The 15863-nt window shown below is 61.4% G+C and carries 13 protein-coding genes and 2 tRNA genes; 1 reads left to right on the top strand and 14 read right to left on the bottom strand.

Going from position 1 to position 15863, the window contains the following annotated elements; genetic code table 11:
- Positions 1-94: 94 nt before the first annotated feature.
- From infB to rlmE, 11 genes are all read right to left on the bottom strand, one after another.
- Positions 95-2620, bottom strand: coding sequence for a translation initiation factor IF-2 (gene infB / locus ACSMEV_RS00195; RefSeq protein WP_296265826.1), 2526 nt, complete (start codon positions 2618-2620; stop codon positions 95-97).
- A gap of 27 nt (positions 2621-2647) precedes the next feature.
- Positions 2648-4129: a transcription termination factor NusA gene (gene nusA, locus ACSMEV_RS00200; protein ID WP_313739952.1), complete on the bottom strand. Its 1482-nt coding sequence runs from the start codon at positions 4127-4129 to the stop codon at positions 2648-2650.
- A gap of 59 nt (positions 4130-4188) precedes the next feature.
- Positions 4189-4647 (bottom strand): ribosome maturation factor RimP, encoded by a 459-nt coding sequence (rimP, locus tag ACSMEV_RS00205; RefSeq protein WP_296267283.1) that lies wholly within the window; start codon positions 4645-4647, stop codon positions 4189-4191.
- A gap of 129 nt (positions 4648-4776) precedes the next feature.
- Positions 4777-4853 (bottom strand) — tRNA-Met (locus ACSMEV_RS00210).
- Positions 4854-4951: 98 nt separating this feature from the next.
- Positions 4952-5037, bottom strand: a tRNA-Leu gene (locus ACSMEV_RS00215).
- Between the two features lie 46 nt (positions 5038-5083).
- Entirely contained in the window at positions 5084-5476 is a 393-nt protein-coding gene (gene secG, locus ACSMEV_RS00220) for a preprotein translocase subunit SecG (protein ID WP_296265831.1), read from the bottom strand.
- Position 5477: 1 nt separating this feature from the next.
- The gene (tpiA, locus tag ACSMEV_RS00225) at positions 5478-6233 is read right to left on the bottom strand and encodes a triose-phosphate isomerase (protein WP_459206778.1); all 756 of its coding nucleotides are present in this window, start codon (positions 6231-6233) and stop codon (positions 5478-5480) included.
- A 66-nt stretch (positions 6234-6299) separates the two neighbouring features.
- Positions 6300-7640: a phosphoglucosamine mutase gene (gene glmM, locus ACSMEV_RS00230; protein WP_413046295.1), complete on the bottom strand. Its 1341-nt coding sequence runs from the start codon at positions 7638-7640 to the stop codon at positions 6300-6302.
- A gap of 17 nt (positions 7641-7657) precedes the next feature.
- Positions 7658-8509, bottom strand: coding sequence for a dihydropteroate synthase (gene folP / locus ACSMEV_RS00235; RefSeq protein WP_459206779.1), 852 nt, complete (start codon positions 8507-8509; stop codon positions 7658-7660).
- A gap of 8 nt (positions 8510-8517) precedes the next feature.
- A complete protein-coding gene (ftsH, locus tag ACSMEV_RS00240) occupies positions 8518-10425 on the bottom strand; it encodes an ATP-dependent zinc metalloprotease FtsH (protein WP_459206780.1) in 1908 nt (635 codons plus the stop codon).
- A gap of 207 nt (positions 10426-10632) precedes the next feature.
- Positions 10633-11256, bottom strand: a complete 624-nt coding sequence (rlmE, locus tag ACSMEV_RS00245) for a 23S rRNA (uridine(2552)-2'-O)-methyltransferase RlmE (RefSeq protein ID WP_313739956.1) — start codon at positions 11254-11256, stop codon at positions 10633-10635.
- A gap of 101 nt (positions 11257-11357) precedes the next feature.
- Here rlmE and yhbY point away from each other — a divergent pair, with 101 nt between their 5' ends.
- Positions 11358-11666, top strand: a complete 309-nt coding sequence (gene yhbY, locus ACSMEV_RS00250; protein ID WP_296265841.1) for a ribosome assembly RNA-binding protein YhbY — start codon at positions 11358-11360, stop codon at positions 11664-11666.
- Between the two features lie 12 nt (positions 11667-11678).
- On the opposite strand, the gene ACSMEV_RS00255 is transcribed toward yhbY, so the two are convergent.
- Genes ACSMEV_RS00255 through carB form a run of 3 tightly spaced genes read right to left on the bottom strand, consistent with a single transcriptional unit; the run spans position 11679 to position 15806 of the window.
- The gene (locus ACSMEV_RS00255) at positions 11679-12128 is read right to left on the bottom strand and encodes an MFS transporter (RefSeq protein ID WP_459206781.1); all 450 of its coding nucleotides are present in this window, start codon (positions 12126-12128) and stop codon (positions 11679-11681) included.
- Complete coding sequence (greA, locus tag ACSMEV_RS00260; RefSeq protein WP_313739958.1) at positions 12106-12588, bottom strand: transcription elongation factor GreA; 483 nt, start codon at positions 12586-12588, stop codon at positions 12106-12108. The genes ACSMEV_RS00255 and greA overlap by 23 nt, the downstream gene beginning before the upstream one ends.
- Positions 12585-15806 carry a carbamoyl-phosphate synthase large subunit gene (gene carB / locus ACSMEV_RS00265; protein ID WP_459206782.1) on the bottom strand — a complete coding sequence of 1074 codons (3222 nt, stop codon included), beginning with the start codon at positions 15804-15806 and terminating at the stop codon, positions 12585-12587. The genes greA and carB overlap by 4 nt, the downstream gene beginning before the upstream one ends.
- Positions 15807-15863: the final 57 nt, after the last annotated feature.

Below are 15863 nucleotides of genomic sequence, written 5' to 3' on the forward strand. Positions count from 1 at the left end.
CGGCAAACGCCCGGCGAGGCGCAAGCCTGACCGGGCGTTACCTGGTGAGGCGCTGCCCGCCGCTGCGATGCGGAGGCTGCGCCCGGCACGACCCTTACAGGGTACGGGCCACCTGGACTTTCTCGAACACTTCGATCTTGTCGCCGACCTTGACGTCGTTGTAGCTCTTGACGCCAATACCGCACTCCATGCCGTTACGCACTTCGGCAGCATCGTCCTTGAAGCGACGCAGCGATTCCAGCTCGCCTTCGAAGATCACCACGTCGTCACGCAGTACGCGGATCGGACGGTTGCGATAGACGATGCCTTCGATGACCATGCAGCCAGCGATGGCGCCGAACTTCGGCGAACGGAACACGTCACGCACTTCAGCGACGCCCAGGATGTTCTCGCGAACATCGCTGCCGAGCATGCCGGTCAACGCTTTCTTGACGTCTTCGATGATGTCGTAGATCACGTTGTAGTAACGCATGTCCAGACCTTCCTGCTCGACGATCTTGCGCGCGCCGGCATCGGCACGCACGTTGAAGCCGAACAGTACAGCGTTGGAGGCCAGCGCCAGGTTGGCATCGCTTTCGGTGATACCACCGACGCCGCCACCGACCACACGCACCTGCACTTCGTCGTTGCCCAGGCCGCCGAGCGAACCTTGCAGCGCCTCGAGCGAGCCACGCACATCGGTCTTGAGCACGATGTTGAGGGTCTTCTTCTCTTCCTGACCCATGGTCTCGAAGATGTTTTCCAGCTTGCCGGCATGCGCACGAGCCAGCTTGACCTCGCGGTACTTGCCTTGGCGGAACATGGCGACTTCGCGGGCTTTCTTCTCGTCAGCCACTACCGACAGCTCGTCACCGGCTTCCGGAGTGCCGTCCAGGCCGAGAATTTCGACCGGGATCGACGGGCCGGCTTCCTTCACAGGCTTGCCGTTCTCGTCGAGCATGGCGCGCACACGGCCATAGTTGGAACCGCACAGGACCATGTCGCCCTGACGCAGCGTACCGTCCTGAACCAGGATGGTAGCGACCGGGCCGCGGCCCTTGTCCAGGCGCGATTCGACCACCACACCGCGACCAGGCGCGGTCGGCGTGGCGTTGAGCTCGAGAATCTCGGCTTGCAGCAGTACGGCTTCGAGCAGTTCGTCGACACCGGTACCCATCTTGGCCGAAACCTTGACGAACGGCGTGTCGCCACCCCAGTCCTCGGAGGTCACGCCTTCGACGGACAGCTCGTTGCGAATGCGGTCGAGGTCGGCACCCGGCTTGTCGATCTTGTTCACCGCGACCACCAGCGGCACGCCGGCCGCTTTGGCATGCTGCACCGCTTCGCGGGTCTGCGGCATGACACCGTCGTCGGCCGCCACCACCAGGATGACGATATCGGTCGCCTTGGCACCACGGGCACGCATCTGGGTAAACGCGGCGTGACCCGGGGTGTCGAGGAAGGTGACCATGCCACGGTCGGTTTCGACGTGGTAGGCACCGATGTGCTGGGTGATGCCACCGGCCTCGCCCGCAGCGACCTTGGCGCGACGGATGTAGTCGAGCAGCGAGGTCTTGCCGTGGTCGACGTGGCCCATGACGGTCACGACCGGCGCACGGGATTCGACCACACCTTCGAACTTCAGCGACTCGGCCAGGGAATCTTCCAGCGCGCTGTCGCTGATCAGCGTGACCTTGTGGCCCAGCTCTTCGGCGATCAGCTGGGCAGTTTCCTGATCCAGCACCTGGTTGATGGTCACCGGAGTGCCCATCTTGAACATGAACTTGACGACTTCCGCGCCCTTGACCGACATCTGCTGGGCAAGTTCGGAAACGGTGATGGTCTCACCGATGGTGACGTCACGCACGAGCGGGCCGGTCGGGCTCTGGAAGCCATGCTGATTGCGCTTCTTCAGCTTGCCTTTACCGCCACGGCCGCGACGCGCGCCATCGCTCTCTTCGTCGGTGGTGCGTGGAGCGGCGCGCGGGGTCGGCGCCTTCTCCTTTTCCTTCACCTTGACCTTGATCGATACGCGCGGCGCTTCACCACGACGCTCGCCACCACGGCGGTCGTCTTCACGGGTGCGGGTCTCGTTGCGACGGGTCTCGTCCTTCTTGCGCTCAGCGGCACGTGCAGCGGCATCGTCGGACACCGGCGCGTTGGCCACGGCAGGGGCTGCCGGTGCGGCAGCAGGCTTGGCGGCAGGTGCGGAGGCAGGTGCCTCGGCGGCCTGACGACGGTTCTGCTCTTCGGCGCGCTGCTGGTTCTGCGCTTCGCTCTTGGCGCGCTCGGCGTTTTCCGCCGCACGGCGCTCTTCGAGCTCACGCTTCTGCTCGGCCTGGATTTCTTCAGGGCTGCGCTGAACGAATACTTTCTTCTTGCGTACTTCTACGCTGATGCTCTTGCTACCGGCCACACGCAGGGTGCTGGTGGTCTTGCGCTGCAAGGTGATCTTGCGCGGTTCCTGCGCCTTGCTTTTGTGGCTGCTTTTCAAATGAGTCAGCAGGACCTGCTTCTCATTGTCGGTCACTACCTGACCGGCGTCGGTGTGCGGCAGACCCGCCTCACGCATCTGCTGCAGCAGGCGCTCTACCGGTGCCTCGACCTCTTGGGCCAGTTCTTTCACCGTGACTTGCGTCATGCATTTCTCTCCTCAGGCCACGCCTAATTACTCGAACCAGTGGGCTCGGGCGGCCATGATCAACTTGCCGGCACGCTCTTGGTCGATGCCGTCGATGTCGAGCAGGTCGTCAATCGACTGCTCGGCCAGGTCTTCGCGGTTAACCACACCGCGCACCGCCAGTTCCGCCGCCAGGTCCGGATCCATGCCCTCGAGGGAGAGCAGGTCTTCGGCCGGATGGGCGTCTGCCAGTTTTTCTTCGGTAGCGATGGCTTTGGTCAACAAACGGTCCTTGGCACGAGCGCGAAGCTCGTTGACGATTTCTTCGTCGAAGCCATCGATGTTGAGCATTTCTTCCAACGGTACGTAGGCAATTTCTTCGAGGCTGGTGAAGCCCTCGTCGACCAGCACTTGTGCCAGCTCCTCGTCGACTTCCAGTTCTTCAACGAAATTACGCAGGATGTCGCCAGTTTCTGCTTGCTGCTTGGCCTGGATATCCTTCTCGGTCATCACGTTCAGGGTCCAGCCGGTCAATTGACTGGCCAGGCGAACGTTCTGCCCGCCACGACCGATGGCCTGGGCGAGGTTGTCTTCGGCGACGGCGATGTCCATGGCATGGGCATCCTCATCAACGATGATCGCCGCGACTTCGGCCGGCGACATGGCGTTGATGACAAATTGTGCCGGGTTATCGTCCCACAGGACGATATCGACACGCTCGCCACCCAACTCGCCGGACACGGCTTGCACACGCGAACCGCGCATGCCGATACAGGCACCTTGCGGGTCGATGCGCTTGTCCTTGGAGCGGACGGCGATCTTGGCACGCGATCCCGGATCACGGGAGGCGGCCATGACTTCGATGAGGCCTTCGGCAATTTCCGGGACCTCGATGCGGAACAGCTCGATCAGCATCTGTGGCGCGGTGCGCGACAGGATCAGCTGAGGACCGCGGTTTTCACTGCGAATTTCCTTGAGCAGTGCGCGCAAACGCACGCCGACGCGGAAGGTTTCGCGGGGAATGATGTCTTCGCGGGCCAGCAATGCTTCGGCATTGTTGCCCAGGTCGACGATGATGTTGTCACGGGTGACTTTCTTGACGGTGCCGGAGATGATCTCGTTGACCCGCTCGCGGTAAGCGTCGACCACCTGGGCACGTTCGGCTTCGCGCACTTTCTGCACGATGACCTGCTTGGCGGTCTGGGCCGCGATGCGACCGAACTCGATCGACTCGATCTTCTCTTCGATCACGTCGCCGACTTGGGCTTCGGGATGGGTCAGGTGGACCTTGGTCGGCCAGGTTTCGATCGCCGGATCGTCCAGCGCGTCTTCATCGACCACGGTCCAGCGACGGAACGTCTCGTAGCTGCCGGTGTGGCGGTTGATTTCCACCCGCAGATCGACTTCGTCTTCAAAACGTTTCTTGGTTGCGGTCGCCAGCGCTACTTCCAGCGCTTCGAAAATCACACCAGGGGGTACACCCTTTTCGTTGGATACCGATTCAACAACCAGCAGTACTTCTTTGCTCATCGTACGCCTCGCCTTGCGCAAGCCATTGGACCCGTATGATCCAGCGGGCCCGGCACGTCTCAGTCAAAACTGGGAATAATATTGGCCTTGTCGATCGAGTCGATCGGCAACAGGAATTCGTTCTGGTCCACCTGGACCACCACATCCTGATCCTCTACGCCGCGGAGGAGGCCTTGGAAGTTGCGACGGCCTTCGAAGGGCGTACGCAGCTTGATCTTCACTTGTTCGCCGGCATGCGAGGCGAACTGTTCCAACGTGAACAGCGGGCGATCCATACCGGGCGAAGACACCTCGAGGGCGTACTCACTGCTGATCGGATCTTCAACATCAAGCACACCGCTGATCTGGCGGCTGACGGCTTCGCAGTCCTCCACCATGATCCCGCCTTCCTTGTCGATGTAGACACGCAACACCGTGTGCTTGCCCTGGGAGATGTATTCGATCCCCCAGCATTGAAAGCCCAGACCCTCGACAACCGGGGCCAACAAGGCCTGCAACTGTTCTAGCTTGCTCGACACCTGAACCCCCTCGTGCATGCTGTGCAAATAAAAAATGGGCGAAACGCCCATCCCTGGAGACGCCATTGGACAACGGCGTCGAAACTGTTCGGCTAGCAAAAAGCCCCTGAAAAGGGGCTTCGCTGAAGCTGGTTGCGGGGGCTGGATTTGAACCAACGACCTTCGGGTTATGAGCCCGACGAGCTACCAAGCTGCTCCACCCCGCGACAAAGCTGGGGCAAAAGTATAAGACTGAACCCTGTTCAGGGTCAATCCGACCTCCACCTGCAAGAAAGCCCGCTACAGCGGGCTCTCATGCTTCAATTGGTACCGAGAAGGGGACTCGAACCCCTACACCCTATGGGCACAACCACCTCAAGGTTGCGTGTCTACCAATTCCACCACCTCGGCAATACTACATTTGAAACCCGTGACGCTTACTGCATTGTGTAACTTGTTACTTTTGCTCTTCGGCCGGAGGAGGTACATCACCTTGTTGGGTGGTTTCGCTCTTCTGCTCTTTCAGAACAGGTACATCGTCATTGACCGCAGGCTTTGGTTCTTTAACTTCAAGAACCGCTGGATCTGGCAAACCGGCTTGGGAAAGCTGGTGAGCTTGCTGCTTTGCGAAGTATCCTAACCCAAGTGCGGTCAGAAAGAAAGTAGCAGCGAGAATACCGGTCAATTTACTTAGGAACGTTGCCGAACCTTGACTTCCGAATACAGTGTTAGAAGCACCTGCACCGAAAGAAGCGCCGGCTTCGGCACCTTTACCCTGTTGCATCAACACCAGCGCTACTACCGACAGCGCGGCCAACAGATGAAAAACAACTACGACTGTTTCCAGCATTTCAGTTTCCTGCGGCGCGACAAATTGCACCGAATTCGTCTGCGTTCAAGGACGCCCCACCAACGAGCCCCCCATCGATATCCGGCATGCCGAACAATTCGGCGGCATTGGACGCTTTCACGCTACCGCCGTAGAGCAGCTGGACATGAGCTGCGACTTCGGCATCTTCTTTCGCCAACTGCGCGCGAATGGCCGCGTGCACGTCCTGGGCTTGCTGGGGCGAGGCCGTAAGGCCCGTGCCGATGGCCCAAACAGGCTCATAAGCGATCACTGCATTGGCAAAGGCGGCAACACCGAACGTATCGATGATGCTGCTCAATTGACGCTCGACAACTTCGAGTGTCTTGCCCGCCTCACGCTCTTCAAGGGTTTCCCCGATGCAGAGCATTGGCTTCAAACCGCAGGCCTGTGCGGCTGCAAACTTCTGCTGAAGCACTTTCTCGCTTTCGCCAATGACCTGGCGACGCTCCGAATGACCTACCAGCACCAACTTGCAGCCCAGTTCAGCCAATTGACTCGGAGCAACTTCCCCAGTCAACGCGCCCTGTTCGGGCTGTATTGCAGAATTCTGTGCACCTACGGTGATTCCACTGCCTTGAAGCGCATCGATTACTTGGCCGATGTGCAACGAAGAAGGAAATACCGCAACTTCGACCTCACCCGACTGAGGCAACTTTCGCAGCCCTTCGAGCAGTTCAGCGACACCGGCGCGGGTACCGTGCATCTTCCAGTTACCAGCTACCATGGGGCGGCGCATGCTTTACCTCACAGGTCGAAGTGGGCGCAGATATTACCCAACCAGAAACGCCCTGGCAAGCATCTTTCAAGCACAGACTTGTTCGACGAGCCTGGCCAATGCTTCGGCGTGGCGGCGCACCTGAATTTCGTCATCGCCTTCGACCATCACGCGCACCAACGGCTCGGTGCCAGACTTGCGCAACAGCACGCGACCACGGCCGGCCATCGCCTCGGTAGCCTCGGCACTGGCCTGTTGCACGGCAGGGTTTTCCAGTGGATCGTCCTGTCCGGCGGCGAACCGTACGTTGATCAGCACCTGCGGGCACTTGCGCACGCCTTGACGCGCCTGGGCCAGGGTTTCACCGCGACGCTTGAGGGCCATTAGCACCTGCAGCGCAGCGATGATCGCATCCCCGGTCGTGGTGTGGTTGCAGCACACCACGTGTCCCGAGTTTTCCCCACCCAACTGCCAGTCGCGCTCCAGCAGCTCGGCCATGACATAGCGGTCGCCGACCTTGGCGCGGGCGAAGGGAATGTCCAGGTCCTTGAGCGCCAGCTCCAGACCCAGGTTGCTCATGAGCGTGCCCACCACACCGCCCTGCAATTTGCCACGGGCCTGAAGGTCGCGCGCAATGACGAACAACAACTCGTCGCCATCGACGATCGCACCGGTATGGTCGACCATCAGCACGCGGTCGCCGTCACCGTCGAAAGCGATGCCCAAATCGGCATGGCCGACCAGTACGGCGGCTTGCAGTGATTCGATGTGCGTCGAGCCACAGGCTTCGTTGATGTTCAGACCATCCGGCTGGGCATGCAGCACGGTGACGTCGGCGCCCAGCTCCTTGAACACGCTCGGTGCGACTTTGTAGGTCGCGCCATGGGCGCAGTCGACCACCAGCTTGAGCCCTTCGAAGCTGGTGCCGGTCGGCACGCTGCCCTTGCAGAACTCGATGTAGCGCCCGGCGGCGTCGTTGATGCGCGACACCTTGCCAAGCTTGGTCGACTCCACCACCGTCATGGGCTGGTCGAGCAGCTCCTCGATCATCAGCTCGATGTCGTCTGGCAGCTTGGTGCCTTTGCCCGAAAAGAACTTGATGCCGTTGTCGTCGTGCGGGTTGTGCGAAGCGCTGATGACGATGCCCGCTTCAGCGTGGAAGGTGCGCGTCAGATAAGCGATGGCAGGCGTGGGCATCGGCCCCAACAGCATGACATCGGCACCGGCCGCGGACAGCCCGGCCTCCAGGGCGGACTCGAACATGTAGCCGGAGATACGCGTGTCCTTGCCGACCAATACGCGGCAATGGCCGAGCTTGCGGAACGCCATGCCCGCCGCCCACCCTAGCTTGAGCATGAAATCCGGGGTAATGGGGAATTGCCCGACGCGACCACGAATGCCGTCGGTGCCGAAATATTTTCTGCTCATGTGAAACTCCAATTGTTCTATTCGGCGTTCTGCACTGCGGCGATCATTCGCACGACATCGACGGTTTCAGCCACGTCATGGACACGCAGGATGCTGGTGCCTTTGGTCATGGCGAGCGCCGCGAGCGCCAAGCCACCGTAAAGGCGCTCATCCACCGGGCGCTGCAGAGTCAGGCCGATCATGCTCTTGCGCGACACTCCGACCAGCAAGGGGCGGTGCAGTTCCTGAAGCGCCTCCAGATGCTTGAACAGGCTGAGGTTGTGCTCGAGCGTCTTGGCGAAACCGAACCCAGGGTCGAGGATGATTCGCTCCGCTGGGATGCCGGCCGAGCCACACACCGCCATGCGCTGCTGCAGGTAGTCGCGCACTTCTGCGGTGACATCGGTGTAGTGAGGGGCGTCCTGCATCGTACCCGGCTCGCCACGCATGTGCATCAGACAGACCGGCAGACCAGTCGCCGCCGCAGCGGCCAATGCGCCCTCGCGCTCGAGCGCACGCACATCGTTGATCAGGCCGGCACCCACACGTGCCGATTCGAGCATGACTTCGGGCGTCGAGGTATCGACCGAAATCACCACGTCCAGACGTTTGGCAATCGCCTCGACCATAGGTACGACACGTTCCAACTCTTGCGCCACCGTAACCGGGTCGGCGCCCGGCCGCGTCGATTCGCCGCCGATGTCGATCAGCGTGGCGCCCGCCTCGACCATCGTCTGAGCGTGGAACAACGCCTGGTCACGTTGCGCGAAACGCCCCCCGTCCGAAAACGAATCGGGCGTGACGTTGAGGATGCCCATGACATGGGTGCGGGAAAGGTCCAAAACCCGGTTGCCGCAAGGCAACCGGGTGGAGTACTGCGGGAAGGTCATAGAAGCCCTTAGTGATGAGCGGCTGGACCGCCAATCGGGGACTCTGGGCGATCGCCCTGGGAAGCCGGCGTACCGGAATCGCCTGCGTCGTTGTCCCAATCGCGTGGCTCACGCGGTGTGCGGCCAGCCATGATGTCGTCGATCTGCTCGGCATCGATGGTTTCGTACTTCATGAGCGCATCGGCCATGGCGTCGAGTTTGTCACGGTTTTCAGTCAGAATCTGCTGCGCCGTGGCGTAGCACTGGTCGATGATGCTGCGCACTTCCGAATCGATCAGCTTAGCCGTTTCGCCGGAGACGCTGGCCTGCTGCGAACCGCCGCCACGACCCAGGAAGACCTCGCCCTCCTCTTCTGCATACATCAACGGCCCAAGTTTTTCCGACAGGCCCCACTTGGTCACCATGTTCCGTGCAATCTGGCTGGCACGCATGATGTCGTTCGAAGCACCGGTGGTGACACCGTCGAAACCAAGGGTCATTTCCTCGGCGATACGACCGCCGTACAGCGAACAGATCTGGCTGATCAGCGCGCGCTTGGACAGGCTGTAACGATCTTCCTCGGGCAGGAACATGGTCACGCCAAGGGCCCGACCGCGCGGAATGATCGAGACCTTGTAGACCGGATCGTGCTCGGGAACGATGCGACCTACGATCGCGTGGCCCGCTTCGTGGTAAGCGGTATTCCGTTTTTCTTTCTCGGACATGACCATGGTCTTGCGCTCGGCGCCCATCATGATCTTGTCTTTGGCCAACTCGAACTCTTTCATCTCGACCAGGCGCTTACCGGAGCGGGCCGCGAACAGCGACGCTTCGTTGACCAGGTTGGCGAGGTCAGCACCGGAGAAGCCGGGCGTACCGCGGGCGATGACCGCAGGGTTGACGTTGTCGCCTGCCGGCACCTTGCGCATGTGGACCTTGAGGATCTGCTCACGACCGCGGATGTCCGGCAGCCCGACCACCACCTGGCGGTCGAAACGACCAGGACGCAGCAACGCCGGGTCGAGCACGTCGGGACGGTTGGTGGCGGCGATGACGATGATGCCATCGTTCATCTCGAAGCCGTCCATTTCCACCAGCAGCTGGTTCAGGGTCTGCTCGCGCTCGTCATGACCGCCGCCCATGCCAGCGCCACGATGACGGCCGACGGCGTCGATCTCGTCGATGAAGATGATGCACGGCGCATGCTTCTTGGCCTGCTCGAACATGTCGCGGACACGGCTGGCGCCCACGCCGACGAACATTTCCACGAAGTCGGAACCGGAAATGGTGAAGAACGGCACCTTGGCTTCGCCCGCGATGGCCTTGGCCAACAGCGTCTTACCGGTACCGGGCGGGCCGACCATCAGCACGCCGCGAGGGATACGACCACCCAGGCGCTGGAACTTGCCCGGATCGCGCAGGAATTCGACCAGCTCGCCCACTTCTTCCTTGGCCTCGTCGCAACCGGCGACGTCGGACAGGGTGGTTTTCACCTGGTCTTCGGACAGCAGACGCGCCTTGCTCTTGCCAAAGCTCATCGGGCCGCCCTTGCCGCCGGCGCCACCCTGCATCTGGCGCATGAAGAACATGAACACCGCGATGATCACCAGGATCGGGAAACTGGCCACCAGCAGTTGGGTCCAGATGCTTTGCTGCTCGGGCTGCTTGCCTTCGACGACGACGTTGTTGTCGACCAGGTCGCCGATCAGGCCGTTGTCGGCAATGGCCGGACGGATGGTCTTGAAGGTATCGCCATCGGAGCGCTTGCCGTTGATGACGGCGCCGTCGACCGTGACACGCTCGACCTTACCGTCCTTGACTTGCTGGATGAAGTCGGAATAGTTGAGGGTCTGCGGCTCGTTCGGGCTGGAGAAGTTGTTCATCACCGTCACCAAGACGGCGGCGATGATCAACCACAGGATCAGATTCTTTGCCATGTCGTTCAATTAGCTACCCTCTGAGGTCGGCGCACGACGCGGCCGTGCCTCGCATGATATACAGCGCCCTAACTTACTACATCGCCCACGCGTTGGCAGGCGCCGTCTGTAACCCTTTGTGAAATGAAGACTACACGAAGTTCAGACTTTGCTGATGCGAGGGCCGATTGGAAATAACTATCACCCACCGAGCCTACGCCCTCCCCCTCAACCCTTGAAGCCCTTGCCGAGCAGATACTGCTCGCGGGAGCGGTCTCGGGAGGACGACGGTTTACGCATCTGCACCTTGTCGAACCGACTGCGTACGTCTTTGAGGTACGCATCGAAGCCTTCACCCTGGAAAATCTTGATCAGGAAATCGCCGCCCGGGCGCAATACCCGGCTGGCCAGGTCCAGCGCCAGCTCGCACAGGAACATGGCTCGCGGCATATCGACCTCCGGCGTACCACTCATGTTTGGGGCCATATCCGAAATCACAAGGTCGACGTGCGAATCGCCGACGGCCTGCAGGATCTGCTCGAGCACCGCGTCATGGGTGAAGTCGCCATGGATGAAGGTGACGTCGGGGATCGAGTCCATCTCCAGAATGTCCGAAGCGATCAAACGGCCTTGCCCGCCAATCAGACGACTGGTCACCTGCGACCACCCGCCAGGAGCCGCGCCCAGGTCGATGACGCTCATGCCAGGGCGGATCAGCCGGTCCTTTTCCTGGATCTCCAGCAGTTTGTAGCTGGCCCGGGAACGGTAGCCGTCCTTCTGCGCCTGTTTGACGAAAGGGTCGTTGAAATGCTCACGCAGCCAGTTTTGACTGCTTTTGGAACGTTGCGCCACGGGGCACCTCGATGATATGCGTGGTGATTGACTGGGCGAGCCAGGGGCCCTCGGGTAAAATGCCGGTCAATTTTACAGAATCAGACGAAAAGGGTCAGATTATGCCGCTCAATAACGAGCAGAAGAAGCAGTTCAAATCCATTGGTCACGACCTCAAGCCGGTTCTGATCATCGCCGGCAACGGCCTGAATGAGGGTGTGGTGGCCGAGCTGGAAAGGGCTCTGGCCGATCACGAGTTGATCAAGGTGGAAATCCGTTCCGAAGATCGCGAAGAGCGTGCAGCCACCATTGCCGCACTGTGCAAGGCCGGCCGCGCCGAACTGGTGCAGACCATCGGCAAAAAGGCGCTGGTCTACCGCAAGAATCCGCAGCCGAACAAGCAACTGTCCAACGTCCACCGTTACAAGTAACGGCAGCCCCGATCAGCGGCGCGGATTACGCGCCCTGACCGGCACGGGCTGGGCCACCAGCACGATGCCGGAAAAGCCCAGTACCAGGAAACAGAACATCTGCCAGCGCTCGCCGACGGAGATGCCGTAGCGCAACGTGTAATACGCTACGCAGGCGCTGAACCCGAGCAGCAACATCTGCCCGCGAAACTGCCGCCACCAGGCCGCCAGGCCTTCCACCTTCGCCAACACCGCCAGTTGGGTCAGCAGCCCGAGCAACGCCACGCCCACTAACCAGCGGTCGATCTGCCCGGCGACGTCCTGCACCAGCAAGGGCGCCAGCCCCGACACCTTGAGCGCGGGCACCAACCCTACGTGGAACACCCACAGGCCACCGACCCAGAACACCTGAGCCAGTTGCCAGAGGATGCCTTCGAGCGACGGCGCCCGCAGGCGTCGATCAGATGTGCTGGACTTCGACAATCTCGTACTCGACCGTGCCGCTGGGCGTCTTGATGACGACGATGTCGCCTTCGTTCTTGCCGATGATGGCGCGCGCGATGGGCGCACTGGCCGAGATCTTGCCCTGCTTGATGTTGGCTTCGTCTTCACCGACGATCTGGTACTTCACCCGATCGTCGGTTTCGGTATTGGCCAGCTCTACGGTGGTACCGAAGATCACCTTGCCGGAATGCGGAATCGTGGTCACATCGATGATGACCGCGTTCTGCATGCGGCCTTCGATGTCACGAATACGCGCCTCGACCATGCCCTGCTCTTCGCGGGCTGCATGGTATTCGGCGTTTTCCTTGAGGTCGCCCAGTTCGCGCGCTTCACCGATCGCCTGGCTCAGGCGCGGGCGCTCGGTCTTGCTCAGGAACGTGTGCTCCTCTTCCAGGGCGCGAGCGCCCTGGACGGTCATCGGGTACTTGGTAATGCTCATGCGTTCAACCCTGCGTGCAGATCCTGCAAGCGGCGAACGGTCTTTTCCGGACCGAATTTCAGCGCTTCACAGATGGCTTCACCCGCAGCAATAGTGGTCGTGCAGTAAATCTTGTGCTGCAGCGCATTGCGACGGATCGAGTAGGAATCGGCGATCGACTGCCGGCCTTCGGTGGTGTTGATGATCAGCGACACTTCGTCGTTCTTGATCATGTCGACCACGTGCGGACGGCCCTCGGTCACCTTGTTGACACGGCGGACCTTCAAGCCGGCCTCTTCGATCACCTTGGCGGTGCCGACGGTGGCTACGACTTCGAAGCCCAAGGCGATCAGATCACGGGCGACGGCCGCCACTTGTGGCTTGTCGTCGTCGCGCACGCTGATGAACGCGGTGCCGCCGGTCGGCAGCACTTCGCTGGCACCCATCTGCGCCTTGGCGAAGGCTTCACCGAAGCTGTCGCCGACACCCATGACTTCGCCCGTGGATTTCATCTCAGGGCCGAGGATCGGGTCAACCCCTGGGAACTTGGCGAACGGAAAGACGGCTTCCTTGACGCTGTAGAAGTTGGGGATGATTTCCTGGGTGAAACCCAGTTCCTTGAGCGACTTGCCGGCCATGACACGGGCCGCGATCATCGCCAGCGACGTGCCGATGCACTTGGACACGAAGGGCACGGTACGCGAAGCGCGCGGGTTGACTTCGATCACGTAGATCTTGTCGCCCTGCAACGCCAGCTGCACGTTCATCAAGCCCACGACGCCCAGTTCCAGGGCCATCTTGGCGACCTGCTCGCGAACCTGGTCCTGCACCTCTTTGCTCAGCGAGTAAGGCGGCAACGAGCAGGCCGAGTCACCGGAGTGTACGCCAGCCTGTTCGATGTGCTGCATGATCGCGCCGATCACCACGTCGGTGCCGTCGCAGACCGCATCCACGTCCATCTCGATGGCGCAGTTGAGGAAGTGGTCGAGCAGTACCGGGCTGTCGTTGGACACCTGCACCGCTTCGCGCAGGTAGCGCTTGAGTTCGTCCAGCTCGTAGACGATCTCCATGGCGCGGCCGCCCAGCACGTAGGAAGGACGCACCACCAGCGGGTAGCCGATGTCGCCGGCCGCGCGGATGGCTTCTTCTTCGCTGCGCACGGTGGCGTTTGGCGGCTGCAGCAGGTTAAGGCGCTGCACCATCTGCTGGAAGCGCTCGCGGTCTTCGGCGCGGTCGATCGAGTCGGGGCTGGTGCCGATGATCGGCACGCCGGCCTCTTCCAGGGCGCGGGCCAGTTTCAGCGGGGTCTGGCCACCGTAGTGGACGATCACGCCCTTGGGTTTTTCGACGCGGCAGACTTCGAGCACGTCTTCCAGGGTCAGCGGCTCGAAGTACAGGCGGTCGGAGGTGTCGTAGTCGGTGGAGACGGTTTCCGGGTTGCAGTTGACCATGATGGTCTCATACCCGTCTTCACGCAGCGCCAGGGCCGCGTGCACACAGCAGTAGTCGAACTCAATGCCCTGGCCGATACGGTTGGGGCCGCCACCCAGGATCATGATCTTGTCGCGAGTCGATGGGTTGGCCTCGCACTCTTCCTCGTAGGTGGAGTACAGATAGGCGGTATCGGTGGCGAACTCGGCGGCGCAGGTGTCGACGCGCTTGTAGACCGGGAACACTTCCAGCTTGTGGCGGTGGCGGCGCAGGTTCTTGTCGGTGATGCCCAGCAGCTTGGCCAGACGCTGGTCCGAGAAGCCCTTGCGCTTGAGGCGCAGCATGTAGTCCTTGTCGATGGCCGACAGACCCAGGGTCTTGACCTTCTCTTCTTCCTTGATCAGGTCTTCCATCTGCACCAGGAACCACAGATCGATGCCGGTCAGGGCGAAGATTTCGTCGCAGGTCATGCCCGAACGCATGGCGTCGGCCACGTACCAGATGCGCTCGGCGCCTGGCACGGTCAGCTCGCGCTTGAGGATGCCAGCGGCTTCCGCGCTGGCCAGGTCGACTTTCGGGTCCAGACCGCAGGCGCCGACTTCCAGGCCGCGCAGGGCTTTCTGCAGGGATTCCTGGAAGGTACGGCCGATGGCCATGACTTCCCCGACCGACTTCATCTGCGTGGTCAGGCGAGCGTCGGCCTTGGGGAATTTCTCGAAGGCGAAGCGCGGCAGCTTGGTGACCACGTAGTCGATCGACGGCTCGAAGGACGCCGGGGTGCGGCCGCCGGTGATGTCGTTCTGCAGCTCGTCGAGGGTGTAACCGACGGCCAGCTTGGCGGCGATCTTGGCGATCGGGAAGCCGGTGGCCTTGGAGGCCAGCGCCGAGGAACGCGACACGCGCGGGTTCATCTCGATCACGACCATGCGTCCGGTGTCCGGGCAAATGCCGAACTGCACGTTGGAACCGCCGGTTTCAACACCGATCTCACGCAGCACCGCCAGCGAGGCGTTGCGCATGATCTGGTATTCCTTGTCGGTCAGGGTCTGTGCCGGGGCGACGGTGATCGAGTCGCCGGTGTGTACGCCCATCGGGTCGAAGTTCTCGATGGAGCAGACGATGATGCAGTTGTCCTTCTTGTCGCGGACCACCTCCATCTCGTATTCCTTCCAGCCGATCAGCGATTCGTCGATCAGCAGTTCCTTGGTCGGCGACAGGTCCAGACCGCGGGTGCAGATCTCTTCGAATTCCTCACGGTTGTAGGCGATGCCGCCACCAGTGCCGCCCATGGTGAAGGACGGACGGATGATGCACGGGAAGCCGAGCTTCTCGAGCACCGCGTTGGCCTCTTCCATGCTGTGGGCGATACCCGAACGCGGGCACTCCAGGCCGATGTCCTTCATGGCCTTGTCGAAGCGCGAGCGGTCTTCGGCCTTGTCGATGGTGTCGGCGTTGGCGCCGATCATCTCGACCCCGAACTTCTCCAGCACGCCGTGGCGCTCCAGGTCCAGGGCGCAGTTCAGCGCGGTCTGGCCGCCCATGGTCGGTAGTACGGCGTCGGGACGTTCTTTTTCGATGATCTTGGCCACCGACTGCCACTTGATCGGCTCGATGTAGGTGGCGTCGGCCATGGCCGGGTCGGTCATGATGGTGGCCGGGTTGGAGTTCACCAGGATGACGCGGAAACCTTCCTCGCGCAGGGCTTTGCAGGCCTGGGCGCCGGAGTAGTCGAATTCGCAGGCCTGGCCGATCACGATCGGGCCAGCGCCGAGAATCAGGATGCTTTTGATGTCTGTACGTTTTGGCATGGTGGTCACTCAGTTGCGCGGGTCAGTGGGCAAGCCGTCTTCAACACTCTGGTCAGG

The sequence above is a fragment of the Pseudomonas sp. MLB6B genome (assembly GCF_054508135.1).

Coding starts and splice junctions, on each gene's coding strand:
- infB (WP_296265826.1), bottom strand. CDS start 2,620: ATGACGCAAGTCACGGTGAAAGAACTGGCCCAAGAGGTCGAGGCACCG.
- nusA (WP_313739952.1), bottom strand. CDS start 4,129: ATGAGCAAAGAAGTACTGCTGGTTGTTGAATCGGTATCCAACGAAAAG.
- secG (WP_296265831.1), bottom strand. CDS start 5,476: ATGCTGGAAACAGTCGTAGTTGTTTTTCATCTGTTGGCCGCGCTGTCG.
- tpiA (WP_459206778.1), bottom strand. CDS start 6,233: ATGCGCCGCCCCATGGTAGCTGGTAACTGGAAGATGCACGGTACCCGC.
- glmM (WP_413046295.1), bottom strand. CDS start 7,640: ATGAGCAGAAAATATTTCGGCACCGACGGCATTCGTGGTCGCGTCGGG.
- folP (WP_459206779.1), bottom strand. CDS start 8,509: ATGACCTTCCCGCAGTACTCCACCCGGTTGCCTTGCGGCAACCGGGTT.
- ftsH (WP_459206780.1), bottom strand. CDS start 10,425: ATGGCAAAGAATCTGATCCTGTGGTTGATCATCGCCGCCGTCTTGGTG.
- yhbY (WP_296265841.1), top strand. CDS start 11,358: ATGCCGCTCAATAACGAGCAGAAGAAGCAGTTCAAATCCATTGGTCAC.
- greA (WP_313739958.1), bottom strand. CDS start 12,588: ATGAGCATTACCAAGTACCCGATGACCGTCCAGGGCGCTCGCGCCCTG.
- carB (WP_459206782.1), bottom strand. CDS start 15,806: ATGCCAAAACGTACAGACATCAAAAGCATCCTGATTCTCGGCGCTGGC.